Raw genomic sequence first — 26,003 nt, 5'->3', positions numbered from 1 at the left:
GCGTGTCTTCTCGTGGGACCGAGGCCTGGAGAATAATTCCGGCGGCGCCACGTCCCGAGCGCCATACCTCGCAACGCTGATCGTGACCGGTGGGCGGTCGCGCCCACCGTCATCCCCCGGGAGGGGGGAATTCTCATGCGTCCTTGTTCTCGCAGTCTCGCCGCCGCTCTGGTCCTGTTCTCCGCTGGCTCCGCTTCCGCCGTGGAGCTGAACTATCAATGGAAGAAGGGGGATGTGCACCGCTTCCAGTACGAGGACGAGTCGACCATCGAGATGAAGATGCCCGCCATGGGCGGCATGCAGATGCCCGGCATGGACATGGGCGCCGGCGGTATGAACATCCGCGTGAAGGTCCAGTCGACCTTCAGCCAGAAGGTGCTCGCCGTGCGCCCGGACGGTACCGCCGAGATGGAGCTCACCCTGGAGAAGATGGCCCTCATCCAGGGCGACAAGCGCGTCACCACCCTCGACAAGATCCCGCCCGCCGCCAAGAAGGTGAAGGCCGAGGTGGACCGCAAGGGCCACGCGAAGTTCTACCGGATGGTCACCATCTACGTCCAAGAGGGCCGCACCTTCGTGGGCGTGCACAACGCGACCGTGGGCCCCAGGGGCGCCAGTGCCTCGTTGTCCGCGGGCGACTCGCGCGTCGACGTGGTCGCCTCCGTGGACCCGAAGTCCGGTTCCGTCTCCCTCGCCATGGAGGAGAAGAAGGTGCCTCCCGCGCTCAAGGCGGTGCAGATCAAGGAGGAGGACCCCGGTGTGGACGCCCTCCCCAAGCAGATCTTCGAGATGATGGTGCTCCCCGAGGGCGACATGTCTCCGGGCGGCCGCGTCGAGGTGTCCACCCCCATGGGTGCCATGGCGACCACGCTCTCCGAGATTGAGAACAACGTGGCCCAGCTCCACACCACCGTGGCCCAGAAGGCCGAGGCTCCCGCCGGTGACGAGGACGAAGGCTCCGCTCAGGCCAACATGGGTGGCATGAACATGGGCGGCATGAACATGGGTGGCGGCGCCGGCCCGAGCGCGATGAGCATGAAGGTGGATGTCGACGTCACCGGCGGCTTCGACGTGGCCGCTGGCCGGCTCATCCGCATCGAGGGCTCTCAGACCACTGACCAGTCCTCGGGCGGCATGGGCGGCATGAAGACCCACTCGCGCTTCGCCCTCCAGCGGCTGTAGTCAGGCCGTCCGCCAGCGGGTCCGGAGCCACTCCGAGGCGTGGTGCCGCGCGAAGAGCCGGCCCACGCCATGCTCCTCCACCAGCTCCCAGACTCCGAGCCCTCCCTTGCGCTCGAGCCCCTTGAACATCACCCGCCCGGCGAAGCGGAACACCTCCGCCAACTCGCCGGTCGGGTGGAAGCCCACCGTCAGCCGCAGCGGCTCGGGCGGGAAGAAGTAGCGCTCGCGGATGTCGGGGTGCAGCGCCTCCGGCGCCAGCTCGAACTGGCAGAAGAGCCGCTGATCTCCCACCGCTTCCTGGTAGGCCAGCAGCGTCTCCTCGGAGATCGCGACGCCCGCGTTGTAGATGTCTCCCGGGGCGTCCTCTCCTTGCTTCGCGGTGTCCTCCAGCGAGTCGCGCACCGACTGCTCCAGCGCTCGCATCGCCCCCGCCACGTCTCCCGCCTTCAGCGCCGCGCGGGCCTCTGCCTCGGCCGAGTAGGGGATGTGCAGGGACAGCGGCGCGCCCACGAACACCCTCCAGGGATGTGCCAGCGAAGGTTTTCCCCGCCGCTGCCTCTCCTGCGCGAGCATCGCGTCCGCCTTCGCCCTCGCCGCTCCGGAGCGGGCCGTGCCCCGGGCGCTCTCGTTGATGCGGTCCGCGATGGCCACCTTCGACAGGCCGAAGACGTCGTCTTCCAGGGTGATGATCAGGGGCGCGGGACCGTAGGAGACGAACACTCCCGCCTCCAGGCCCTCGCCCCGGGCTCGCGCCAGCGCTGACTCCTTCTCCCTCTGGAGGATGGGCCGCACCCCTGGCCGGGCCGATTGCAGCTTGCGCTCGTACTCCTCCTCCAGCGCCTTCAGCGCCGCCTCCACCTGCTCGTGGGAGATGGCCTGTGCCAGCCGCTTCTCGTACGACACCAGGTGGCGCTGGATGGCCACCGCGAGCGTCACCAGCCGGTCCACCGTCCCGCTCATCGAGAGCGCGTCCCCCAGCAGGTTGTTGACCGAGACGCCACCCTTGTCGGCCAGCTGCCTCATGCCGCCGTAGAGCGCCTTCGCCTCGGTGAGGATGGGCAGGTAGAACTCCCGCCGCAGGAAGTCCGCCATCGCCGCGCCGCCGAGCAACTGGGTGCGCCGGGTGAAGTCCTTCACGTCCACGAACAGGTGCGCCACCGGGGTGCTCACCGCCGAGCGCAGGATGGGCTCGGGGCGCGTGGAGAGCAGGTAGAGCCGCCCCGTCTGGTACTCCGCCTCCAGCCCTCCCTCCTCCTCGGCGCCCGTGCGCAGGTTCAGCATGCGCCGCAGCGGGAATAGCGAGCGCTCCAGCCACAGGTCGCAGACGAATGCCGTGGCGGCCCTCGCGTAGATGGCCTGGGCCTCCGTGCGCGAGAGTCCAGCGGCCTCGGCCGGCGCCTTGGCCGAGTACTCCTTGAGGCTCGTGGCCAGGTCCTTCAGCGATTCGGCCGCGGTGCCCTTCAGCGTGTCCGCGTACCCTCGCAAGTCCTTCACGAACTGCTTGCGCGCCTTGTCATCGGCCAGCAGCGCCGTCAGGGCCACGGGGCGCGTGGCGAGCTCCCGCAGGTACTGCGTCAGCGCCGACTGGAAGCCGCCGGCCTCGCCCAGGCGCGTCGAGCGCACCAGCCCCTCGTGCAGGGCACTCACGCCCACCGCCTGCTCGGCCTTGCGCGCCAGTGTGTCGTCGCTCGCGAGCAGCTTCTCCAGCGTGGCCCGCACCGTGTCCACCGGCAGGCCACCGGGGTACTGCGCCACCAGCTTCTCCGCGTCGGGGACTCCGGCCAGCAGCTCGCAGCCGTAGAGCGTGGCGCCGCCCGTCAGCAGCGGCTTCGTTCCTCCCAGCACCGCCATGGGCCCCAGCGCCGACTCGATGCGCACGGCCAGCTCCTCGGAAGGTTGGGCTTCCCGCAGCGCCCGCTCCACCCCCAGCCGCAGGGCGAGGTACAGGCCCGTGTTCGCGGCCGTCATCACCTGCCGCTGCACCGCGGGCGGGAGGTTCAACGCGCGCAGGGCGCTCTCCACGCCCGGCAGCTGCGTGGACAGCATCAGCGCCACCAGCGCCGGAGTCTCCTCACGCCCGCGCGACTCGCGCATCTCGCCGAAGGCGCGCCGCAGCAGCTCGATGACCAGCGCCACCAGGGAGCGGCCTCCGCCTCCAGGCCCCAGCCATGCCGCCATCACCCCGCCCGTCAGCAACGGGTGCGTGAGCGTCGCCAGGTCCGCGGCCGCTCGCGTGTCCGGACCCCCCGTGCCGGGCGTCAGCGTCGCCGGCAGCGCGGGCAGGGTGGCGTACTCCTCCACCAGGAGGAAGCGATCGAACTCCCCGGTGGAGACCAGGTCCCGGTGCCTCGACAGCAGCATCATCGCGAGCTGGCGCGCGCCCTGGGAAAAGAGCGCGGCGGCCTCGGGGGTGATGTGGAAGGGGAGCCGGATATCCGCCAGCGACACCCCCAGCGAGAAGCGCAGCCGGCCCGGCTCCAGGCGCAACAGCTCTCCTGTACGCCCGTAGAGCTGGCTCGCCAGCTCGAGACGACGTTGAACGATCGGCGACGCCAGGGTCCCAGCTTCCAACAGGCCCATGGCGGGATTATTTCACTTTTTCAGCCTGCCTTGAACTGGGCCGCCCCGTCGAAGGTCTTGTCGGAGGCGGCGCCAGGGAGGGTGTCCTCGAGCGTCTGCCCATCCGAGGCCGTCACCCGTACCTTGAGGGAGCCGGTGCCCATGCCGTTGGGCTCGACGAAGTAGTTGTAGCTCTCACGCTTCACGTTCACCCAGGCGCCGTTCTTCCAGTACTCGAGCTTCGCCACGGGCAGGCGGTGGTTGAGCACCTGGATGGCGGTCCACCACTGCGAGCTGCCGTCCTTGAAGTGGTAGCGGATGGGGCCCTGCACATCGCAGGTCACCATCCGCCAGCGCACCTTCACGCGGCCGTCGACGGGGTTGGCGATCTTCGCGAAGGCCTCCTGGCTGAGGTCCAGGTGGCCCTTGTCGGGGCAGTCGGGGCAGGAGTCCACGATGCGCACGTTCAGGTTGCCCTTGGGGCCTTCGATCTCCACGCACGCGCCGCACACCGCGCTGTCCTGGTACTGGCCGATGTTCATCGCCGCCACGTCCAGGTTTCCCGGGCTCGGCGCGAAGCTGCAGTTGCCCGAGCCATCCGCGTCATAGAAGGTGATGAGGCCGTCCTGATACTCGCCCAGGGCGCGCAGGGCCTCGCCGGCATCCGTGGGGCCACAGGCCGCCAGCAGCGGGAGCAGGACCGCCGCGAGCCAGGGGGCGGAAGCGGGCTTGTCGATGCTCATGACCGGATCTCCTCGAAGGGAAGGGGAGCGCGAAGTGTAGCGCGGCGCCCGCGATCCACGCGCCTCCTCGTGGAGGGGGCGGGCGGGTTGTGGAGCGGGTCAAGGGCTCATTCCGCACACCCACCGGGAGTGTGGTAAGCGGGAGCAATCCCCGACGTCCACTTCCGACCCGCGGCACCCCCAGATACCCCGATGGCGGCGACCCCTGTCCCCGTAGTGGAGACTCGCAGCGCGGAGCGCGGCACGCAGGTGCCTGGTCCCCCGTCCGACGAGAAGGGCCCGGCGGCCTCGCGTGGCATTCCGCTCTTCACGCGCCTGTTCCTCCTCATCCTGGTCTGTGCGCTGCCTCCACTGGTGGGGCTGGGCTGGGCGATGATCGACATCAACGCGAACGCCCTTGATGTGCTCGTCCGCGACCTGCAGCGGTCCATCGTTGGTGATATGCAGCGGGCCGTCCGGGGCGAGGTGGCGCGCGTCGAGCAGGATCTCGAGGGCATCGGGCAGATCCTCTTCGCGCCCGGGCAGGGGGACGATGCCACGCGCTTCGCCCTCGTGGGCTCCCGGATGGCGGCCCTGGGCAACTTTGACTTCGTCACGCTCTACGCCCCGAGCGGCCAGAGTGTGAAGACCGTGAAGGCGAACGAGGTGCCGGCCCCGGAGCTCGCCTCCCGGTTGGAGCCGGGGCTCCTCCAGGCCCTCGCCTCCAGCGGGCACCTCGTCGTCCAGGGCGTGCGCGCCAGCGCGCAGGGCGAACCGGTGCTCGAGGTGTTCTTCCCCATCGTTCGTGATGGGTCCGTGCGCGCCATCCTGGGTACCCAGGTGAAGCTTGGCGATCTGTGCAAGCTGATGGGCGAGCTCGGCGAGAAGTTCCTCGGCTCGCGCGAGAATGTGTTCGTCGTGGACCGGCAGCGGCGGCTCGTGCTCCACGCGGACCCGGCTCGCGTGGCGGCACGTGAGGACCTCTCCCAGTATGGTCTCTTCGCGGCGCTGAGTGGCGACTCCTCGTTCGGCACGGACATGGCCGCCGTCTCGGATTTCCGCCAGGGCGATCAGGAGATGCTCGGCTCTCTGGAGGTACTCTCCGAGCGGGGCTGGGCGGTGGCGGTGCAGCAGCCCCGGTCCGTGGCGTACGCCTCGCTGTCGGAGATGCGCAGGCTCATCCTCGTCGCGCTCGTGGTGGCCGCGCTGGTGGCGCTCGTGGTGGGCCTGCTCGGAGCCCGGCAGCTCACCCGGCCCATTCGAGACCTGGTGGCGGCGACGCGGGCGCTCGCCGAGCGCACCTTCCGCGGCGTGGGCGAGCGTGTCACCCGGCGCGCGGATGAGCTGGGCACCCTGGGCCGCGCCTTCGACAGCATGGCCCTGACGCTGGAGGCCAAGGAGCGCGAGGTCATCACCCAGACCCAGGTGCGCGCGGCCCTCAGCCGCTACCTGTCTCCGGACGTGGTGGATCTGGTGGTGTCCAACCCGGACCAGTTGCGGCTCGGAGGCGAGCGCCGCGAGGTCACCGTCCTCTTCGCGGACGTGGTGGGCTTCACCAAGCTGTCCGAGTCCCAGTCTCCGGAGACCATCGTCGCGCTGCTCAACGAGCTGTTCACCTTCGCCACGGAGATCATCCAGCGGCGGGGCGGCATCATCGACAAGTTCATCGGCGACTGCATCATGGCGGTGTGGGGCTCGCCCCAGTCGCACCCGGATGACGCGCTGCGCGCGGTGCAGGCCGCCGAGGACCTGCGCCGTTGGCTCGACGTGGGCAACCGCCGCTGGCGCGCTCGCTGGGGCATCGAGATCCAACTGGCCATCGGCGTGCACACCGGCCCCGCCGTGGCGGGCAACGTCGGCAGCGAGAAGCGCATGGAGTACACCGTCATCGGCGACACGGTGAACGTGGCCGCGCGGCTCGAGTCCATGGCCCAGCCCGGGCAGATCCTCGTCAGCGAGGCCACGCGCGAACGCATCGGTCAGAGCGCCCTGGAGCTGGTGCCCGTGGGTGAGCGCAAGCTGCATGGCCGCTCCGCCGCCACCAGCGTCTACGAGGTGCCGGTGTGATGCCTCGGCCGGGCCAGATCGTCGGCGAGCGCTTCCGCGTCCTGCGTGCGCTCGGCCAGGGGGGCATGGGCGCGGTCTACGAGGCGGAGCAGCTCGGCCTGGGCCGCCGCGTGGCCCTCAAGGTGATGCACCCGCACATCGCCAGAGCCCCCGGCTTCTCCGAGCGTTTCCAGCGCGAGGCCCAGGTGCTGGCCCGGTTGCGCCACCCGGGCTCGGTGGAGGTCTACGACTACGGGCTCGACACCGGCTTCCTCTTCCTCGCCATGGAGCTGGTGTCCGGGGAGACGGTGGACTCCCTGTTGATGCGCGAGGGCGCGCTGCCCGTGCCGCGTGCGGTGGGCCTGGCCGTGCAGGTGCTCGAGGTGCTGGAGGCCGCACATGCGCTCGGCATCATCCACCGCGACCTCAAGCCCGCGAACCTCTTCCTCGAGCCCCACCCGGGCGGCGAGCGCGTGAAGGTGCTCGACTTCGGCCTGGCCGCGCTCGGCGGAGAGCTGAACGTGCGCCTCACCCAGGAGGGCATGGCCGTGGGCACTCCGGGCTTCATGTCCCCGGAGCAGATGCGCGGGCTGCCGCTGGATGGACGCAGCGACCTGTACTCGCTGGGGTGCGTGCTCTACGAGCTGCTCACCGGGGTGCCTCCCTTCCCGGTGATGGCCTCGGCGGAGATGGCCGCCGCGCACCTCTACAAGCCGGTGCCCTCGTTCCGCGAGGCCCGGCCGGACCTCTCGCTTCCCGAGCGGCTCGAGGCCGTGGTGATGAGGACGTTGGAGAAGCTGCCCGAGGCGCGCCCGGCGGACGCGACAGCCCTGCGCCAGGAGTTGCTGGCCGTGCTCGCCGACCCCGTGGTGGCCGCGCCGAAGAAGCGAGGCGAGGGGAAGAAGACGGAGCGCGGAGCCGGGCTCGTGCGCCATGAGGTGCCCGTGCCGAGGCCCGTGGCCGGCGGGGCTCCCGTGGCCGTGCTGGTTTCCAAGAATCAGGAGGGCGCGGGGAACACGCTGGTGATGTCGCTCGGCGCGTGTGGCTTTCGGGCGCGGGTGCCCTCGGCGGAGGAGCCACTGGGGGAGTTCAGCGCGTTGCTCGTCATCGCGGACGGGCCCGGGTCTCTCGCACAGGCGAGGGCCCTGGCCGCGCGCCCGGATTCTCCTCCTGTTCTGCTATGTGGTCCCGCGGATGACTGGGACCTGGTGACCGGCGCGTTGGAGGGAGGGCTGTTCGACTTCGTCCCCCTGCCGCTCGACCCGATCGATCTGACCCGGAAGGTGTCGCGTGCTCAGAAGCTCAAGCGTTAGAGGGCTCGCCACGGCGCTGGCCCTGGTGGTGTTCCTCCCGGCCGTGTCGTGGGCCCAGCAGGTGGCCGATGACGACGTCTACGTGGTGCAGCCTGGAGACACGTGCGGCAGCGTGGGACGCAAGGTGTTCGGCGACGCCACGGTCGGCTCCGCGAAGCTGCATGCGCTCAACAAGATGGGGCCGCCGCCGCACGAGCTGAAGCCGGGCACGGTGCTGCGCATCAAGGGCGACCCGGACGCGCGCCTCACCTTCATCAAGCCCGAGGTCAACGCGAAGCGCGCGGGCAAGGTGGAGTGGAACCGGGCGAACACCGGCCAGGGGCTGTGGCGGCTGGACTCCGTCAACACGCTGCGCGAGGCCGGTGCCGAGGTGACCTTCAAGGACCTGACGCGGCTGCAGATGAACGAGAACGCGCTCGTCGTCATCTACGGCCAGGCCGCCAAGGCGACGGACAAGGTGAAGAAGTCCGGTGCCGTCGAGCTGCTGCAAGGCGAGCTGAACGTCTCGTTGGCGGAGCTGCGCGGCGAGCCCGTGGGCGTGCAGATGCCGGCCGCGACGGTGGCCGCGCGCTCGAAGGATCTCCTCGTGGGCGTGGACGCGCAGCAGACGAGCCGCGTCTCCGTCTTCGACGGCCAGGCCGACGTGAGCGCGCAGGGCCAGAGCGTCCAGGTGCCCAGGGACCACGGCACGCGGGTGGAGAAGGGCAAGGTGCCGGAGAAGCCTCGCCCCCTCCCCGAGGCGCCGGCGTGGGTGGGGGGAGTGCGCTCGGTGCGGGTGCTGCTGGACGACAAGGGCGTGGACGAGGAGCTGGCGTGGGCGCCCGTGAAGGAAGCGGCGTCGTACCGGGTGGAGCTCGCGCGAGACGAGCGCTTCAACGACCGGGTTCACGGTGAGACGGTGCAGGCGGGACAGGAGGCGCTGAAGTCCGTGGTCCGCGCGTTGGTTCCCGGCCGGTACTTCGCTCGGGTGCGAGCCGTGGACACCGCGGGCCTGGTGGGCAAGCCGTCCGCGGTGCGGCAGGTCGAAGTGCTGCGCGTGAAGACGGAGCGCGGCACGGTGGGGCCCCAGGGCATCCAGGGGGCGTACCGGCTCGACTTCTCGGTGGACGGCGCCGAGTCGCTGGAGCTTCGTCTCGATGGGGCCCCGGCGGCGCATCCCGTGCGGGTGGAGACCGTGGGGACGCACACGCTGGAGCTGCTGCCGCGCGGCGTGCCCGAGGCCCGCCCGGAGAAGCTGACGCTCACGGTGGTGCCGCCTCGCGTGGACGTGGACCTCGAGCCCATGGCTGGCGTGTTCCGGGTGAAGGTCCAGGTGCTCGACGAGCAAGGCAAGCTGTTGGAGGGCCCCTTCCCCGCGTTGAAGCTGCGCGGGCTGCATGGAACCCAGGTGGAGGAGCCGCTGCAGCGCCAGCCGGATGGCTCGTTGCTGACGCGGGCCGTGCCGGGAGCTCGCGAGGGTGAGCGCCTCGCCGCGCTGGAGGCCCTCTGGGGCGGCACACCCGTGCAGCAGGTCAAGGCCCAGGTGCCCCTGGAGCAGGCTCCCGTCGCTTCCGTGGTGGCCGAGGAGCCCGAGCCCGTCGTCGCGAGCTCTGACGTGGAGGCGCCGCTGATGCCGATGCTGGGCGCTCCCTCGGGGGGCCTGGTGGAGGCGGCCCCGTTGCCCACGGCCTTCCTGCCGCAGGCCTGGCTCTTCGAGCTGCGCGCCCAGCCCGAGCTGGGGACGGCGGGCGTGGATTTCGCTCGCGGGCGCACCACGCTCGCCGCGGAGGGGCGGGTGTCCGAGCGGGTGGCCCTGGGCGCCGCGCTGGCAATGCGTCCGGGCGGGCTGCTGGGCGGTGGTGGCTCGGGCGAGCTTCCCGCGACGGCCCTGTCCGCCTCGCTGTCGGGACGGGTGCGGTTGACGGACCATCCCGCCTTCCGCGTGCTGCTGGCCTTCGATGGCACCCTGGCGGGCTCCGGCTTCGACGAGGACGCGCGGGGGTTGCGGCTGCGTCCGGCGCTGCTCGCGGGGACGCGGTGGGGGCGCTGGGCCTTCTCCACCAGCCAGGGCTATGCCCTCCGGCCGGGCAAGGCGCGCGCCACCTGGGACAGCGCGTATCAGGCCTGGTTCCTGCCCATTCCGCGGCTGGCGCTCGGGGCCGAGCTGGATGCCCTGCTGGATGCCACGCCCCGGGAGCCCGGCCCGTCGTCCTTCGCCGCCGGTGTGGGGGCCCGCCTGACGTTCTCCGGATTCGAGCTGGGCACCTCGTTCCGCCGGGGGTTCGGCCCGGATGGAGCGAGTGTCTGGGGCGGGTGGAGCGGACAGGTGACGCTGGGCTGGTCCGGCCTGCGTCCCGCGCAGCCGCAGTAGGCTCGCCGCTTCGCGGACTGGGCTAGAGTCTCCTCGCATGGAGATGCCCGAGTTCATCGAGGCGCGCCGGCCGCGCTGGCAGCAGCTGGAGTCCCTGCTCGACAAGGCCGAGGGCCGGGGCCTGCGCGCCCTCGAGCTGGAGGAGGCCCGCTCGCTGGGCAAGCTGTACCGCGCCGTCTCCAGCGATCTGCTGTGGGTGCGCGCGCGCAGCGGCTCGGCCGATGTGAGCGAGTACCTCAACGATCTGGTGGGCCGGGCCTACGCCATCACCTACCCGGGCCAGCGACCGCGGTTCTCGGACGTGTGGGGCTTCGTCGCTCGCGGCTTCCCGGCGCTGCTGCGCCAGGAGTGGCGCATGTACGCGGCCTCCGTGCTCCTCTTCCTCGCGGGGGCGGGCTTCGGGTACCTGGGCATGCTGGTGGACCCGGATGCGGCACCCTACCTCGTCCCCGAGCAGCACCTGGAACTGGACCCCGTCCAGCGCGCCGCCGACGAGGCCAAGGGAGAGGGCATGTCCGTGCAGCAGCAGGCCGCGTTCTCCTCCTTCCTCTTCACGCACAACATCGAGGTGGCGTTCTTCGCCTTCGCGCTGGGCATCACCGTGGGTGTGGGCACGGCGCTGATGCTCTTCCTCAACGGCCTGATGCTGGGCGCGCTCGCGCAGGTGTACACGGCCAAGGGCATTGCCGGCTGGTTCTGGGCGTGGATCCTCCCCCACGGCATTCCGGAGATCACCGCCATCTGCATCGCGGGCGCGGCCGGTTTCGTCATCGCCCGGGGCCAGGTGGCGCCTCGAGGCCTGCCCCGGGGTCTGGCGCTGCGCCAGGAGGCGGTGCGCGCGGTGAAGCTCCTCTTCGGCACGCTCGTGCTCTTCGTGCTCGCGGGCCTCATCGAGGGCACCGTCTCGCAGATCCACCCGCCGAAGCTGTCGGTGGCCTTCAAGGTGTCCTTCGCGCTGACCGTGGGCCTGGGCGTCTACGCATACCTGGGCTCGGACTGGATGCGCGGGGCGCGCCGGTCCGAGGCCGAGAGCGGCGGCGCGCACTAGCGCTTCCGGTGGGGCCCGCGCCGTCTGTTCGAATCTGCACAGACGGGTGGTTTGACAGCGATATTCCGGGGGAATCGCGCACGTCTCTGAGTGTCATGTGTTCGCGGTCACGAGGGGGACGCGCACACCATGGGCAACGACTCGACGGTTCCCACTCCTCCCAGGTTACCCGTGGGGATTCCTCCCCTGGGGTCGGTCATCGCCGGGCGTTTCGTCCTCGAGGCCCTGGCGGGCCGTGGCGGCATGGGCTTCATCTTCCGCACCACCGACTCCGCCACGGGCCGGACCGTCGCCCTCAAGCTGATGCACGCCATCACCTCGCCGGAAGCGGTCTACCGCTTCAACCGCGAGGCGTTCCTGCTGTCCGAGCTTCGCCACCCCGGCATCGTCTCCTACGTTCACCATGGCCAGGCCAAGGGAGGCCTGCCCTTCCTGGCCATGGAGTGGCTCGAGGGAGAGGACCTGTTGCACCGCCTGGCCCGGAAGCGGCTCGGCCTCGCGGAGTCCCTGGCGCTGCTGCGCCGTGCCGCCGAGGCCCTGGCCACGGCGCACCAGCAGGGCATCGTCCATCGCGACCTCAAGCCCTCCAACCTGTTCCTGCGAGGAGGCCGGCCCGAGGACGTGGTGCTGTTGGACTTCGGCCTGGCCCGTCATGCCACGGGCTCGCTGGTGGCGGTGACGAGGACGGGCTCGGTGGTGGGCACGCCGGGGTACATGGCGCCGGAGCAGGTCTCCAGCCAGCCGGAGATTCCTCCCGCCGCGGACATCTTCTCGTTGGGGTGCGTGCTGTACGAATGCCTCTCGGGACAGCCGCCCTTCGCGGCCCCTCACTTCGCCGCCGCGCTGGCCAAGATTCTCTACGCCGAGCCCGTCCCCCTGCACACGCTGTGTCCCGGCCTGCCCGAGGGCCTGCGGATGCTGGTGGACTGGATGTTGGTGAAGGACGCGAAGCGGCGGCTGCCGGATGCCACCCGCCTGCTGGGCGCGCTCTCGGCGCTGGACTCGGTCCCGGAGCTGCTGGGGCTACCGGCGGAGGCCGCACGCCCCTCGCTCCTGGAAGGTGCCGAGCAGCGGCTCGTCAGCGTCTTGTTGGTGTCCCTGCTGGAACTGGAGACGGACGAGACGGATTCGATTCCGGCGCGCAGGAGCGTGCGGCGTGACGCCCTGCGCACGGCGCTTTCTCCCTACGGAGCCCAGGTGGAGCTGCTGGCGGATGGCTCGCTGGTGGCCACGCTGGCACCGGAGCGCGGTACCGCCACCGATCAGGTCATGCTGGCGGCGCGCTGCGCCCTCACCTTCAAGGAGCGCTGGCCCGAGGCCTCCGTGGTGTTGGTCACCGGCCTCGGCGTCTTCAACGAGCGGCTGCCGGTGGGCGAGGCCATGGACAGGGCGGGGCGGCTGCTGCACCAGCTCGAGCGGACGCCTTCGTCTTCCGTGGTGGTGGATGACGTCACGGCCGGGCTGCTCGGGCCGGGCTTCCTGGTGGCCCGCTCCGGCTCGGGCTCCTTCGAGCTGCGAGGCGAGCAGCTCGACGCCGATGCCTCCCGCCTGTTGATGGGCAGGCCCACGCCCTGTGTGGGCCGCGAGCAGGAGCTGGCCCTGCTCGACTTCACCCTCGACTCCTGCATCGCGGAGCCCTCCGCACGGGCCATTCTGGTGACAGCGCCAGCCGGAGTGGGCAAGTCCCGGTTGCGCCACGAGTTCCTGCGGCGGCTCGAGCGGCGGGAGCAACCGCCGCTGGTGCTGCTGGGGCGCGGAGACCCGATGGGCGCGGGAGCCTCGTGCGGGTTGCTGGGTCAGGCGCTGCGGCGGCTGTGCGGCATCGTGGAGGGGGAGAACCAGGAGGCGCGCCGCGCCCGGTTGTACCAGCGGGTGGTCCAGCATCTGCCCGAGGAGCAGGCCCAGGAGGCGGTGGCGTTCCTGGGCGAGCTGTGCGCCATCCCCTTCCCGGAGGAGGACCATCTCCGGCTGCGCACCGCGAGGAGAGACCCGCGGTTGATGAGCGCGCAGGTGGGCCGGGCGCTGGTGGCATTCCTCGGGGCCGAGTGCGCTCGGCAGCCAGTGCTGCTGGTGCTGGAGGACCTGCACTGGAGCGATGCGCTCTCGGTGAAGCTGGTGGATGAGTTGCTGGGCGAGCTGGCCGAGCAGCCCTTCATGGTGCTGGCGCTGGCGCGGCCCGAGGTGAAGGGACTCTTCCCCCCCTCGTGGTCGAAGCACCTGCAGGAGTTGCCCCTGTATGGGCTGAGCCACAAGGCGGGGGCCCGGCTGGTGCGCGAGGTGCTGGGAGAGCGTGTGCCCGAGGCCGTCGTGCAGCGGACCGTGGATCTGTCGGATGGCAACGCGCTCTTCCTGGAGGAGCTCATCCGCATGGCGGCGGAGGGACGGGGGGACTCGGCGCCAGAGACGGTGTTGGCGGTGCTCCAGGCGCGCCTGACTCGGATGGAGCCCGGAGTCCGTCAGGTGCTGCTGGCCGCCAGCATCTTCGGCCGCTCCTTCGGGTCTGGCGGAGTGGGGGCGCTGTTGGGTGCGCAGGTCGGCCAGGAGGTGCTGGCACGTCACCTGCCGCGGCTCGTGGAGGAGGAGGTCATCGAGCCGCAGCCCGGCAGCCGCTCTCCCGGTGGGAGTGAGTATCGCTTCCGCCACGCCCTGGTCCGGGATGCGGCCTACGGTCTGCTTTCGGAGAGCCATCGGATGGTGGGCCACCGGCTGGCGGGCGGGTGGTTGGAGCGGATGGGCGAGACGGATGCGGTGGTGCTCGCCACGCACCACCAGCTCGGGGGGCAGCCGGAGCGCGCCGCCGATTACTACATCCAGGCCGCCGAGCAGCTCTTCGAGCGGAGTGATCTCCAGGGGACGAACCGGTGCGTGGAGTCGGCCCTGGCCTGTGGGGTGGGCGGCGAGGCGCTGACCCGGTTGCGCGCGCTCCAGGCCGTGGTGGCCTTCTGGATGGATGAGTTCTCCCGCGCCCTGGAGCTGGGCATCCCGGTGCTTTCCGGGCTGAAGGCGGGCAGCCGGCTGTGGTGCTGGTTGATGACCGGGCTCATCCTCGCGAGCATCCATGAAGGTCATCAGGAGCAGGGGGGCGGGTTGATCGAGTGGCTGCTGCGCACCGGGCCGGAGCCCGAGGCGATCGCCGCCTATATCGAGGCCGTGGCCTTGCTGGGGCTTCCGGTCTCCTGGCTGGGCGAGCGCCAGAAGATGGAAGCCTTGCTCGGGCGGCTCACGGAGGTGGGGGCCGGAGTCATCGACCACGACGCCATGGCGCGTGGCTGGATGGGGTTCACGAAGAGCTACTTCCTGGACCTGTTCGAAGCCAGGCCGTGGGAGGCCTTCCGGGTGGCGGAGCAGGCGGCGCACGACTTCCTCGAGATTGGCGCGGAGCGGAGCGCGAGCCTGCTGCAGACCTACTCCGGGATGACACTCGCCGCGCTGGGCGAGCTTCCCGGAGCCCTGGCGCGGATGAGGACGGCCCTGGCCGTGGCCGAGCACAAGGAGCAGCACGCGACGGTGGGCTACATCCAGCACTACTTGATGCTGGTGCTGGCCAGCAGCTCCGAGCCCGCGCACTGGCAGGAGGCCTGGGCCCTGGCACTCGAGTACATGGGGAGTGAGGACTCCTCCTTCAGGCGGGGCTCGGGGTTGGCGGTGCTGGCGAAGGTGTTGGCGGCCCAGGGGGCGCTGAGCCAGGCCGAGGAATGTGCTCGCGAGGCGTGCGAGCTGCTGAGGCCGTTCCGGTCCTACCAGACCCTGGCGTGCGAGACGTTGAGCACCATCCTGCGAGCCCAGGGCCGCGCCACGGAGGCCCGTGAGGTGGCGGAGCTCGGCGTCCGGGAGTTGGAGCGGATGGGTGGGGCGGGGGTCTCCGCGGTGGCCATGCACCTGGCGCTGGCGGAGGCCTGCTTCGCGCAGGGGGATGGCAGCGCGGGGGATGCGGCCCTTCGCGAGGCCCTGCGGTGTGTGCGCGCCCGGGCCAGCGACATTCCCGAGGCCGAGGCTCGCGAGTGCTTCCTGCGCCAGGTACCCGAGAACGCCCGGACGTTGGACCTGGCTCGCCAGCGGTGGGGAGATGCGGTGGTTCACCATGGATAGTGACGAGACAACCGAGAGCGACAAGACGGTGACGATTCCATCCGCCAACGTCCCTGGCTCCCTGGCGAGGGGGACGGTCATCGGCCAGCGTTTCACCATCGAGGCCCTGACGGGCCGTGGCGGCATGGGGGTGGTCTACCGTGCCCGCGAGGCCTCCACGGGTCTGCCCGTGGCCCTCAAGCTCGTGGAGGGCGCACTCTCCGCGGACCAGCTCTACCGCTTCAACCGCGAGGTGGCGCTGCTGGCCGGCCTGCACCATCCCGGCATCGTCTCTTTCGTCGCTCGTGGCAACACCGAGCGGGGCCAACCCTATCTGGTCATGGAGTGGCTCGAAGGTGAGAACCTGGCGCAGCGTCTTGCCCGCGGGCCCCTGTGTTTGTCCGAGGCCCTGTCGCTGCTTCGCCGGGCCGCCGAGGCGCTGGCCATCGCCCATCGTCAGGACATCGTCCACCGCGACATCAAACCCGCCAACCTCTTCCTGAGAGGAGGCCAACCTGGGGATGTCGTCCTCGTGGATTTCGGCCTTGCCCGCCACGCGGTGCCCACGCTGATGGGAGTGACGGGCGCGCACACCGTGGTGGGCACGCCGGGGTACATGGCGCCGGAGCAGGCCTCCAGCCAGCCGGAAATCCCTCCCGCCGCGGACATCTTCTCGCTGGGGTGCGTGCTCTACGAGTGCCTCACGGGCCGGCCTCCCTTCGCGGCCCCGCATTTCACCGCCGCACTGGCGAAGACGCTCTTCGCCGATCCAGCGCTCCTTCACACCCTGCGCCCAGAGCTGCCCGAGGGCTTACAGGTGCTCGTGGATCGGATGCTGGCCAAGAACCCGGAACGGCGCCTGGCGAATGCCGACGCGCTGCTCGAGGCGCTCTCGGCACTGGAGTCTGTCCCCGAGCTGCTGCTGCCTCGAACCGGGAAGGAGCCGCGTCCCCTGAGCCTGGCGGATGCCGAGCAGAAGCTCATCAGCGTCCTGCTGGTGTCCTTCCAGGTCCTGACTTCCAATGATGAGCCGGAGGACCCGGGCCGAGGGGTCGTGCTGCGCGACACGCTGCGCACGGCGCTCTCGTCCTATGGGGGCCAGGTGGAGTGGTTGGCCGATGGCTCACTGGTGGCCACGCTGTTGCCGGAGCGCGGCACCGCCACGGACCAGGCGGCGCTGGCGGCGCGCTGCGCCCTCGTCTTCAAGGAGCGCTGGCCCGATGCCTCGGTGGTCCTGACCACGGGCCTGGGTGTTTTCAACGAGCAGCTGCCGGTGGGCGAGGCCATGGACAGGGCGGGGCGGCTGCTGCGCCAGCTCGAGCAGATACCGTCCTCCTCCGCCGTGGTGATGGACGAGGTGACGGCGGGCCTGCTCGGCCCAGGTTTCCAGCTCTCCCGCCCCCAATCGGGCCTCTTCCTGCTGCAAGGCGAGCAGCTCGCCGCCGATGCGTCCCGCCCGTTGCTGGGCAAGCCCACGCGCTGTGTGGGCCGCGAGCAGGATCTGGCCCTGCTCGACTTCACCCTCGACTCCTGCATCGAGGAGCCCGCCGCCCGGGCGCTGCTGGTGACGGCGCCGGCGGGCGTGGGCAAGTCGCGGTTGCTCCACGAGTTCCTGCGGCGGCTCGAGCGGCGGGAGCAGTTTCCGCTGCTGCTGGTGGGGCGGGGAGACCCGATGCGCGCGGGGGCCTCGTACGGAATGCTGGGCCAGGCGCTGCGGCGGCTGTGCGGCATCGTGGAAGGAGAGAACCTGGAGGTGCGCCGCGCCCGGTTGTTCCAGTGCGTGGCCCGGCACCTGCCCGATGCGCAAGCCCAGGAGGCCGTGGAGTTCCTGGGAGAGCTGTGCGCCATTCCCTTCCCGGAGGAGGACAGTCCCCGCCTGCGTGCCGCGAGAAGCGACCCGCGGTTGATGAGTGCACAGGTAGGCAGGGCGCTGGTGGCCTTCCTCGGGGCCGAGTGCGCTCATCAGCCGGTGCTGCTGGTGCTGGAGGATCTGCACTGGAGTGATGCGCTGACGGTGAAGCTGGTGGAGGAGGCGCTGAGGGAGCTGGCCGAGCAGCCCTTCATGGTGCTGGCGTTGGCGAGGCCGGAGGTGAAGGAGCTCTTCCCGGGGTTGTGGACGAGGCGCCTGCAGGAGTTGTCGCTCAAGGGCCTGAGCCGCAAGGCGGGCGTGCAACTGGTGCGAGAGGTGTTGGGGCAGCAGGTCTCCGAGGCGGTGGTGCAGAGGGCGGTGGAGCAGTCGGATGGAAACGCGCTCTTCCTGGAGGAGCTCATCCGCATGGCGGCGGAGGGGCGAGGAGGAGCGGCGCCGGAGACGGTGCTGGCGGTGCTCCAGGCGCGCTTGACGCGGATGGAGCCCGGGGTCCGTCAGGTGCTGCTGGCCGCCAGCATCTTCGGCCGCAGCTTCTGGTCCGGTGGCGTGAGCACACTCCTGGGTTGGCGGCACGAGGACGAGAGACTGGAAGAACACCTGCGGCAACTCGTGGACCAGGAGGTCATCGAACCGCAGCCCGCGAGCCGCTTCTCCGCCGAGAGCGAATACCGGTTCCGGCACGCCCTGGTGCGAGACGCGGCGTACGGCCTGGTGCCTGACGAGCATCGGCCCGAGGGCCACCGGCGGGCGGGCGAGTGGCTGGAGCAGATGGGCGAGCCGGACGCGGTGGTGCTCGCCACGCACTACCAGTTCGGGCTTCGGTCGGAGCGAGCCATCCGCTTCTACACCCAGGCCGCCGAACGGTTCTTCGAGCGGCATGACCTGCAGGGGACGATGAAGTACGTGGAGGCGGCCCTGTGGTGTGGGGTGGATGGACCTGAGCTGGCGAGGTTGCGCGGGCTTCAGGCGGTGGTTGCCTTCTGGGTGGTGCAGCCCGCGCAGACCTTGATGATTGGCCTCCCGGTGGTCGACGAGCTGAAGGCGGGGAGCCCGTTGTGGTGCAGGTTGATGGGCGGTCTGATCATCGGGAGTGCTCATGGCGGACTCTCGGAGCAGGCTGTCGAGTTGGGGAGGAAGCTGCTGCGCACCACGCCGGACTCCGAGGCGATCGCGGACTATGTCGAGGCCGTGACCTTCCTCCTGGTCTCGGCCGTCTGGTCTGGCGACCGTCAGGAGGTGGAGCTGCTGCTCGGGCGGCTGTTGTCGGTGGGTGCTGCCGCCACGACCGACGATGCGATGGCGCGTGGCTGGATGGGATTCGCGAAGAGCTACGTCTTCTATTTCCTGGAAGCCAGGCCCTGGCAGGCCTTCACGGCGGCCGAAGAGGGCATGCGGAACTTCCGGATCATCGGCGCGGAGACGGAGAGGAACGTGAATCTGATGCGGAGCCTCGTGGGGGCGGCCCTGGCCGCGCTGGGCGACCTGTCAGGCGCCGTGGCGCTTCTGAGGGAGAGTCTGGCCGATGCCCGGCGGGCGGAGCAGCACATGGTGGTCGCCAGTGCCCAGCACTACCTGTTCCAGGCACTGGCCGATCGCCAGGAACCCGAGCATCAGCGGGAAGCACGAGACCTGGCGCTCGAGTGGGTAAGGCTCGAGGACTTCGATCCCTTCATGCAGGGGATGGCATACGCCACGCTGGCGAAGGTGGTGGCGGCCAGCGGAGAGCTGCGCGAAGCCGAGCCGCATGCGCGCAAGGCGTGTGAGCTGTTGGTGGCGTTCAAGTCCTATCTGGGTTTCGGGCGCACGGTCCTCAGCGCCGTCCTGCTCGCCCAGGGAAACATCGCGGAGGCCCGGCAGGTGGCGGAGCTCGGCGTTCAGGAGGTGGAGCGCATGAGGAACTTCGGCGTGTACGCCGTAGGGATACGCCTGGCGCTGGCGGAAGCCTGCTTCGCGGAGGGGGATGACCGCGCGGGGGATACGGCTCTGCGCGAGGCCCTGCGGTGTGTGCGCGCCCGGGCCAGCGACATTCCCGAGGCCGAAGCCCGCGAGCGTTTCCTGCATCAGGTGCCCGAGAACGCCCGGACTCTCGAACTGGCTCACCGGCGCTGGGGTGAGGCCGTGGTGTAGGGACGTGAGGTGCTCCAGGGGGGACCCTTCCTGCCCGGGGGACGATTGGAGCGTGCGTGGACATCATGGACAACGACAACCCTGCGGATGACGACAAGACGGCACCCTCCAGCGTCCCCTCTGGCTCTCTGGCCCCGGGGACGGTTGTCGGCACCCGCTTCAGGGTCGAGGTCCTGGTGGGCCGTGGGGGCATGGGCTCGGTCTATCGTGCCAGTGACACCTCCACGGGCCAGCCCGTGGCCCTCAAGCTGTTGCATGCCGTCACATCCCCGGAGGTGATGTACCGCTTCAATCGCGAGGCCTCGCTGCTCTCGATGCTGCGCCACCCCGGCATCGTCTCTTATGTCGCTCATGGCACCGGCGTGGGAAATCAGCCCTATCTGGCCATGGAGTGGCTCGAAGGCGAGGACCTGTCACGACACCTGGCCCGGCAGCCGCTGAGCCTGTCGGAGAGCTTGTCGCTGGTGCGGCGGGTCGCCGAGGCCCTGGCCGTGGCTCACCAGCAGGGCATCGTCCACCGCGACATCAAGCCCGCGAACCTGTTGCTGAGAGGAGGCCGACCCGGGGACGTGGTGGTGCTGGATTTCGGATTGGCGCGTCATGCGGTGCCCACGCTGTTGGGGGTGACGGGGAGTTACACCGTGGTCGGCACACCGGGCTATATGGCGCCGGAGCAGGCTTCCAGCCAGCCGGAAATCCCTCCCGCCGCGGACATTTTCTCTCTGGGGTGCGTGCTCTACGAGTGCCTCACGGGCAAGCCTCCTTTCGAGGCGCCCCACTTCGCCGCCGCGCTGGCGAAGATTCTGCAGGCCGAGCCGGCACCCTTGCACACGCTGCGCCCAGGTCTGCCTCAAGGCTTGCAGGTGCTGGTGGACCGGATGCTGGCCAAGGATCCGAAGCGGCGATTGGCGGATGCCGGCAAGCTGCTGGAGGCGCTCACGGCTCTGGAGTCCGTTCCTGAGTTGCTGTTGCTGAACGTCGTGGAATCCAGCAAGCCCTCCAGTCTGGCGGGTGCGGAGCAGATGCTCGTCAGTGTTCTGCTGATATCGCTCCAGGCGATGGCCACGGGGGCGCAGCGGGAGAACGAGGCACGAGGGCTGATGCTGCGCGACTCGTTGCGCGCGGCGCTCCCGCCCAAAGGGGGGCAGGTGGAACTGCTGGCGGACGGCTCGCTGGTGGCCACGCTGGTGCCGGAGCACGGCACCGCCACGGACCAGGTACTCCTCGCGGCGCGCTGTGCCCTCTCCTTCAAGGAGCGCTGGTCCGAGGCCTCGGTGGTATTGACCACGGGCCTGGGCGTCTTCAACGAACGCCTGCCGGTGGGTGAGGCCATGGATAGGGCGGGGCGGCTGCTGAGCCAGCTCGAGCGGATGCCTTCTTCCTCCGCCGTGGTGATGGACGAGGTAACGGCCGGCCTGCTCGGCCCGGGTTTCCAACTCTCCCGTCTGGACTCGGGTGCCTTCCTGCTGCAAGGCGAACAGCTCGGTGCCGATGCCTCCCGCCCGCTGCTGGGCAAGCCCACGCCCTGTGTGGGCCGCGAGCAGGAGCTGGCCCTGCTCGACTTCACCCTCAACTCCTGCATCGAGGAGCCCGCTGCCCGGGCGCTGCTGGTGACGGCGCCAGCCGGAGTGGGCAAGTCGCGGCTGCTCCACGAGTTCCTGCGCCGCGTCGAGCGGCGGGAGCAGCAGCCGCTGCTGCTCGTGGGGCGCGGAGACCCGATGCGCATGGGAGCTTCGTATGGCCTGCTGGGTCAGGCGCTGCGGAGGCTGTGCGGAGTCATGGAAGGGGAGAGCCTGGAAGCGCAGCGTGCGCGGTTGTTCCAGCGCGTGGTCCTGCATGTGCCAGAGGCGGAGGCGGGGGATGTGGTGGAGTTCCTGGGCGAGCTGTGCGCCATTCCCTTTCCAGAAGAGAGTCGTCCCCGCCTGCACGCGGCACGGCGCGACCCGCAGCTGATGAGTATGCAGGTGGGCCGGGCGCTGGTGGCCTTCCTCGCGGCGGAGTGTGCCCACTCCCCGGTCCTGCTGGTGCTGGAGGATCTGCACTGGAGCGATGCACTGACGGTGCAGCGGGTGGATGGGCTGCTCCGGGAACTGGCCGAACAGCCCTTCATGGTGCTGGCGCTGGCGCAGCCCGAGGTGAAGGAACTCTTCCCGGGCCTGTGGGCGAGGCGCCTGCAGGAACTGTCGCTGAAGGGATTGAGTCGCAAGGCCTGCACCCGGCTGGTGCACGAGGTGCTGGGGCCGCAGGTGCCCGAGGCCGTGGTGCGGAAGGCCGTGGAACAGTCGGACGGCAACGCGCTCTTCCTGGAGGAACTCATCCGCATGGTGGCCGAAGGGCGAGGGGAGACGGCGCCAGAAACGGTGCTGGCGGTACTCCAGGCGCGCTTGATGCGGATGGAGCCCGGCGCCCGTCAGGTGCTGATGGCGGCCAGCATTTTCGGCCGCTTCTTCTGGCCAGAAGGGGTGAGCGAGCTGCTGGGCCGCCAGACAGCGGATGGGCTGTTGGAGGAGCACTTGCGACTGCTTGTGGAACAGGAGGTCATCGAGTCACTGTCCGACAGCCGATTCCCCACCATGGCCGAGTACCGCTTCCGCCATGCGCTGGTACGGGATGCGGCCTACGGCCTGGTGACCGACAGCCACCGGCCCATGGGCCACCAGCTCGCGGGTGCGTGGTTGGAGCGGATGGGCGAGCCCGATGCACTGGTGCTTGCCACGCACTCTCGGTTGGGGCAGCAGCCGGAGCGCGCCATCCACTTCTACACCCGGGCCGCCGAGCGACTCTTCGAGCGGAACGATCTGCAGGGGACGATGCGGTGTGTGGAGTCTGCCCTGTCCTGTGGCGTGAGCGGCGAGGCCCTCACCCGACTGCGTGCGCTCCAGTCCCTGGTGCTCTTCTGGATGGCTCGGCTGACCATGGCCCTGGAGCTTGGCATTCCGGCGCTGGCCGGGCTGAAGGCGGGCAGCCCGTTGTGGTGCAGGTTGATGACCGGGCTGATCCTCGCGAGCATTTATGAAGGTCATCAGGAGCAGGGGGGCAGGCTGGCCGAGTGGCTGCTGCGCACCGATCCAGAGCCCGAAGCAGTCGAGCCCTATGTCGAGGCTGTCGCCATTGTTGGAGCCGCGATCCTGTGGTCGGGCGATCGCCAGAAGGTGGAATCCGTGCTCGGGCGGCTCATCACGATAGGTGCTGACATCAAGACCCACGCCTCCACGGTGCGTGGCTTCATGAGCTTGCTGAAGTGCCAAGCCCTCTACTACTTCGAAGCGAGGCCGTGGCAGGCCTTCAGTGTGTCCCAGCAGGGACGGGAAGATTTCAGCGCGGTGGGGTCGGAGCGGAATACGAATATGATGCAAATCACGTTGGGGATGACCCTGGCGGCGATGGGAGACTTGTCGGGTTCCGTGAAGATGGCGCGAGAGGCATTGGCTACTGCCCTGCGTACGGAGCAGCCTCTCGTGGCGGAGAGTGCCCGGTTCCTTTTGAATTTGGTGCTGGCGGGTAGCCCCAACCAGGCGGACCGGCAGGAGGCTCACGCATCGATGTTCGAGTGGTTGGACAGAGAAAGCTCACTTCCCTTCGTGCCGGGAATGAAGCACGCCATACTGGCGCAGGTGATGGCGGCAAGTGGCGCGCTTCGCGAAGCCGAGCTCCATGCGCATAAGGCCTGTGAACTGTTGGCGCTCATTCCTGTCTACGTGGTGTTCGCGCGAACGGTTCTCAGCGCCATCCTGCTCGCACAGGAGAGGGCCACGGAATCCCTGCGGGTCGCGTCGCTCGGCGTGCAGGAACTGGAGCGGATGGGCAGTGAGGGCGTGTACGCCGTGTCCATGCGCCTGGCACTGGCGGAAGCCTGCTTTGCGGAAGGGGATGCCCGCGCGGGGGAAGAGGCCCTGCGCAAGGCCTTGCGGTGTGTACGCGCCCGGGCCAGCGACATTCCCGAGGCCGCTGCTCGTGAGCGCTTCCTGTATCAGGTGCCCGAGAACGCCCGGACGCTGGAGTTGGCTCGTCAACGTTGGGGAGAGGCCGCGATGTAGGTGAGCGAGGTTCTCCAGGGAATAAGCCTTCCTGCTCGGGGCATGATTGGAACCGCACGTACGCGTCAAGGACAACGACAACCCGGTGGATGACGACGATATGGCACCCTCCCGATTCAACCTTATCTCCCTGCTGCCGGGGACTGTCGTCGACGCCCGCTTCAGGGTCGAGCACCAGGTGGGCAGTGACAGCATTGGCACGGTCTATCGAGCCACGGACTCCTCCACGGGCCATCCCGTGGCCCTCAATGTTTTGCATGTCATTGCTTCCCCTGAGGGGATGTATCGCTTCAATCGAGAGGTTTCGCGGCTGTCGATGCTGCGCCACCCTGGCCTTGCCTCCTATGTCGCTCATGGCTCCGCGGTGGGAAACCAGCCCTATCTGGCCATGGAGTGGCTCGAAGGAGAGACACTGTTCCACCGCCTGGCCCGGCAGCCGTTGAGTCTGTCGGAGAGCTTGTCGCTGCTGCGGCGGGCGGCCGAGGCCTTGTCGGTAGCGCACCAGCAGGGCCTCGCCCACCGAGACATCAGACCCTACACCCTGTGGCTGAGAGAGGGCCGGCCCGGGGACGTGGTGGTGCTGGATTTCGGATTGGCCCGGCATGTGGTGCCCATGCTGTTGAGTGAGACGGGGCGCCTCTCGCTGGCGGACCCTCCGGGCTACGTGGCACCGGAGATGGCCTCCAGCCCGTCGGAGTTCACTCCTGCCATGGACATCTTCGCGCTGGGGTGCGTGCTCTACGAGTGCCTCACGGGCAAGAACCCTTTCGCCGCGCCCAACTTCTCTGTCGCGCTGGCGAAGATGCTATTCGCCGAGCCGGAGCCCCTGCACACGCTGCGCCCCGGTCTGCCCCAGGGCATGCAGGCGCTGGTGGACCAGATGCTGGCCAAGGACCGGCAGCGGCGTCTGGCGAATGCCGACGAACTGCTGAAGGCGCTCTCGGCCCTGGGCTCCGTTTCCGAGTTGCTGGTGCCTCGAGCCGGGAAGGAGCCAACCCCCCCGAGCCTGACGGACGAGTTGCTGGTGCCTCGAGCCGGGAAGGAGCCAAACCCCTGGAGCCTGACGTACGAGTTGCTGGTGCCTCGAGCCGGGAAGGAGCCAACCCCGTCGAGCCTGACGGACGCCGAGCAGAAGCACAGCAGCGTCCTGTTGGTGTCGCTCCAGGTCCAGGTTTCTGGCGATGCCCCGGAGGACTCGCGCCGGGAGGGGGCTCTGCGTGACACGCTGCGCTCGGTGCTCTCGTCCTATAGTGGGCAGGTGGAGTTGCTGGCCAATGGCGCACTGATGGCCACGCTGCGGTCGGAGCGCGGCACCGCCACGGACTTGGCGGTGCACTGCACCCTCGCCTTCAAGGCGCGCTGGCCCGAGGCCTCCGTGGTATTGACCACGAGACAGGGCTCCCTCGATGAGTACCTGCCGGTGGGCGAGGCCATGAACAGGGCGGGGCGGCTGCTGCGCCAGCTCGAGCCGATACCGTCCTCCTCCTCCGTGGTGATGGACGAGGTGACGGTGGGTCTGCTCGGCCATGGTTTCCAGCTCTCCCGCCCACCATCGGACAGTTTCCCGCTCCCAGGCGAGCAGCTCGCCGCCGACGCCTCCTGCCCGTTACTGGGCAAGTCCACGCCCTGTGTGGGCCGCAAGCGGGAGCTGACCCTGCTCGACTTCACCCTCAACTCCTGCATCAATGAACCCGCCGCCCAGGAGCTGCTGGTGACGGCGCCGGCAGGAGTGGGAAAGTCCCGGCTGCGCCACGAGTTCTTGCGGCGGCTCGAGCGGCGGGAGCAGTCTCCGCTGCTGCTGGTGGGGCGGGGAGACCCGACGAGCGCGGGGGCTTCGTGCGGGTTGCTGGGCCAGGTGCTGCGGCGGCTGTGCGGCATTGTGGAGGGGGAGAGCCTGGAGACGCGCCGCGCCCGGTTGTACCAGCGGGTGGCCCGGCACCTGCCCGATGCGCAAGCCCAGGAGGCTGCGGGGTTCCTGGGAGAGCTGTGCGCCATCCCCTTCCCGGAGGAGGACAGTCCCCGCCTGCGTGCCGCGAGGAGCGACCCGCGGTTGATGAGTGCACAGATGGGCAGGGCACTGGTGGCCTTCCTCAGGGCCGAGTGCGCCCGGCAGCCGGTGCTGCTGGTGCTGGAGGATCTGCACTGGAGTGATGCGCTGACGGTGAAGCTGGTGGAGGAGGCGCTGAGGGAGCTGGCCGAGCAGCCCTTCATGGTGCTGGCGTTGGCGAGGCCGGAGGTGAAGGAGCTCTTCCCGGGATTGTGGACGAGGCGCCTGCAGGAGTTGCCGCTCAAGGGCTTGAGCGACAATGCGGGCGCGCAACTGGTGCGAGAGGTGCTGGGGCCGCAGGTGCCCGAGGACGTGGTGTGGCGGGCCGTGCGTCAGTCGGGCGGCAATGCACTCTTCCTGGAAGAGCTCATCCGCAGGGTGGCCGAAGGGAAAGAGGAGCGCGAGCCAGAGACGGTGTTGGCGGTACTCCAGGTGCGTTTGATGCGGATGGAGCCCGGCGGCCCGTCAGGTGCTGAGGGTGGCCAGCATCTTCGTCAGTCCTCGCCGAGCCCCGTCATCGAGGAACCTGACGACGAGCGCAGGGAATGACGAGGCGCTCACCGCGGTGCGACAGCCACCGCAGAGCCCGGCCAGCCCAGACATGCAGGAGTGAGTGCCGTGACGCTTCAGCCAG

Annotated in this window: 11 protein-coding genes; 9 read left to right on the top strand and 2 right to left on the bottom strand. The window is 69.7% G+C overall.

Features of this window, described 5'->3' with window-relative positions:
* Window positions 1-135: 135 nt before the first annotated feature.
* Window positions 136-1,182, top strand: a complete 1,047-nt coding sequence (locus tag DAT35_RS28035; RefSeq protein ID WP_108070589.1) for a hypothetical protein — start codon at window positions 136-138, stop codon at window positions 1,180-1,182.
* Here DAT35_RS28035 and DAT35_RS28030 read toward each other — a convergent pair whose 3' ends face one another.
* Together DAT35_RS28030 and DAT35_RS28025 are read right to left on the bottom strand one after the other, a co-directional pair.
* Window positions 1,183-3,762, bottom strand: coding sequence for a hypothetical protein (locus tag DAT35_RS28030; protein WP_146209910.1), 2,580 nt, complete (start codon window positions 3,760-3,762; stop codon window positions 1,183-1,185).
* 20 nt (window positions 3,763-3,782) lie between these two features.
* Complete coding sequence (locus DAT35_RS28025) at window positions 3,783-4,484, bottom strand: expansin EXLX1 family cellulose-binding protein (protein ID WP_108070585.1); 702 nt, start codon at window positions 4,482-4,484, stop codon at window positions 3,783-3,785.
* A gap of 192 nt (window positions 4,485-4,676) precedes the next feature.
* Between DAT35_RS28025 and DAT35_RS28020 the strand changes: the two genes are divergently transcribed.
* The 8 genes from DAT35_RS28020 (at window position 4,677) to DAT35_RS27985 (ending at window position 25,918) form a co-directional block, all read left to right on the top strand.
* Window positions 4,677-6,530 (top strand): adenylate/guanylate cyclase domain-containing protein, encoded by a 1,854-nt coding sequence (locus tag DAT35_RS28020; RefSeq protein ID WP_108070583.1) that lies wholly within the window; start codon window positions 4,677-4,679, stop codon window positions 6,528-6,530.
* On the top strand, window positions 6,530-7,822 hold the full coding sequence (locus DAT35_RS28015; protein WP_108070581.1) for a serine/threonine-protein kinase: 1,293 nt from the start codon (window positions 6,530-6,532) through the stop codon (window positions 7,820-7,822). The genes DAT35_RS28020 and DAT35_RS28015 overlap by 1 nt, the downstream gene beginning before the upstream one ends.
* Window positions 7,800-10,172: a FecR domain-containing protein gene (locus DAT35_RS28010; RefSeq protein WP_146209909.1), complete on the top strand. Its 2,373-nt coding sequence runs from the start codon at window positions 7,800-7,802 to the stop codon at window positions 10,170-10,172. Before DAT35_RS28015 ends, DAT35_RS28010 begins: the two co-directional genes overlap by 23 nt.
* 37 nt (window positions 10,173-10,209) lie before the next feature.
* On the top strand, window positions 10,210-11,220 hold the full coding sequence (locus DAT35_RS28005) for a stage II sporulation protein M (RefSeq protein ID WP_108070577.1): 1,011 nt from the start codon (window positions 10,210-10,212) through the stop codon (window positions 11,218-11,220).
* A 129-nt stretch (window positions 11,221-11,349) separates the two neighbouring features.
* Window positions 11,350-15,309, top strand: coding sequence for a serine/threonine-protein kinase PknK (locus DAT35_RS28000; RefSeq protein ID WP_108070574.1), 3,960 nt, complete (start codon window positions 11,350-11,352; stop codon window positions 15,307-15,309).
* The gene (locus tag DAT35_RS62145; protein ID WP_108070572.1) at window positions 15,302-19,285 is read left to right on the top strand and encodes a serine/threonine-protein kinase PknK; all 3,984 of its coding nucleotides are present in this window, start codon (window positions 15,302-15,304) and stop codon (window positions 19,283-19,285) included. Before DAT35_RS28000 ends, DAT35_RS62145 begins: the two co-directional genes overlap by 8 nt.
* A gap of 65 nt (window positions 19,286-19,350) precedes the next feature.
* Window positions 19,351-23,322, top strand: coding sequence for a serine/threonine-protein kinase PknK (locus DAT35_RS27990; protein ID WP_108070995.1), 3,972 nt, complete (start codon window positions 19,351-19,353; stop codon window positions 23,320-23,322).
* A 100-nt stretch (window positions 23,323-23,422) separates the two neighbouring features.
* Window positions 23,423-25,918: a serine/threonine-protein kinase gene (locus tag DAT35_RS27985; protein WP_233261754.1), complete on the top strand. Its 2,496-nt coding sequence runs from the start codon at window positions 23,423-23,425 to the stop codon at window positions 25,916-25,918.
* Window positions 25,919-26,003: the final 85 nt, after the last annotated feature.

Origin of the sequence: Vitiosangium sp. GDMCC 1.1324 (assembly GCF_003044305.1) — a bacterium.
GTDB lineage: Bacteria > Myxococcota > Myxococcia > Myxococcales > Myxococcaceae > Archangium.
The sequence above is the reverse complement of the archived record's forward strand: the minus strand, read 5'-3'. Positions and strand labels throughout refer to the sequence as shown.

Coding starts and splice junctions, on each gene's coding strand:
- DAT35_RS28035 (WP_108070589.1), top strand. CDS start 136: ATGCGTCCTTGTTCTCGCAGTCTCGCCGCCGCTCTGGTCCTGTTCTCC.
- DAT35_RS28030 (WP_146209910.1), bottom strand. CDS start 3,762: ATGGGCCTGTTGGAAGCTGGGACCCTGGCGTCGCCGATCGTTCAACGT.
- DAT35_RS28025 (WP_108070585.1), bottom strand. CDS start 4,484: ATGAGCATCGACAAGCCCGCTTCCGCCCCCTGGCTCGCGGCGGTCCTG.
- DAT35_RS28020 (WP_108070583.1), top strand. CDS start 4,677: ATGGCGGCGACCCCTGTCCCCGTAGTGGAGACTCGCAGCGCGGAGCGC.
- DAT35_RS28015 (WP_108070581.1), top strand. CDS start 6,530: ATGCCTCGGCCGGGCCAGATCGTCGGCGAGCGCTTCCGCGTCCTGCGT.
- DAT35_RS28005 (WP_108070577.1), top strand. CDS start 10,210: ATGGAGATGCCCGAGTTCATCGAGGCGCGCCGGCCGCGCTGGCAGCAG.
- DAT35_RS28000 (WP_108070574.1), top strand. CDS start 11,350: ATGGGCAACGACTCGACGGTTCCCACTCCTCCCAGGTTACCCGTGGGG.
- DAT35_RS62145 (WP_108070572.1), top strand. CDS start 15,302: ATGGATAGTGACGAGACAACCGAGAGCGACAAGACGGTGACGATTCCA.
- DAT35_RS27990 (WP_108070995.1), top strand. CDS start 19,351: ATGGACAACGACAACCCTGCGGATGACGACAAGACGGCACCCTCCAGC.
- DAT35_RS27985 (WP_233261754.1), top strand. CDS start 23,423: ATGGCACCCTCCCGATTCAACCTTATCTCCCTGCTGCCGGGGACTGTC.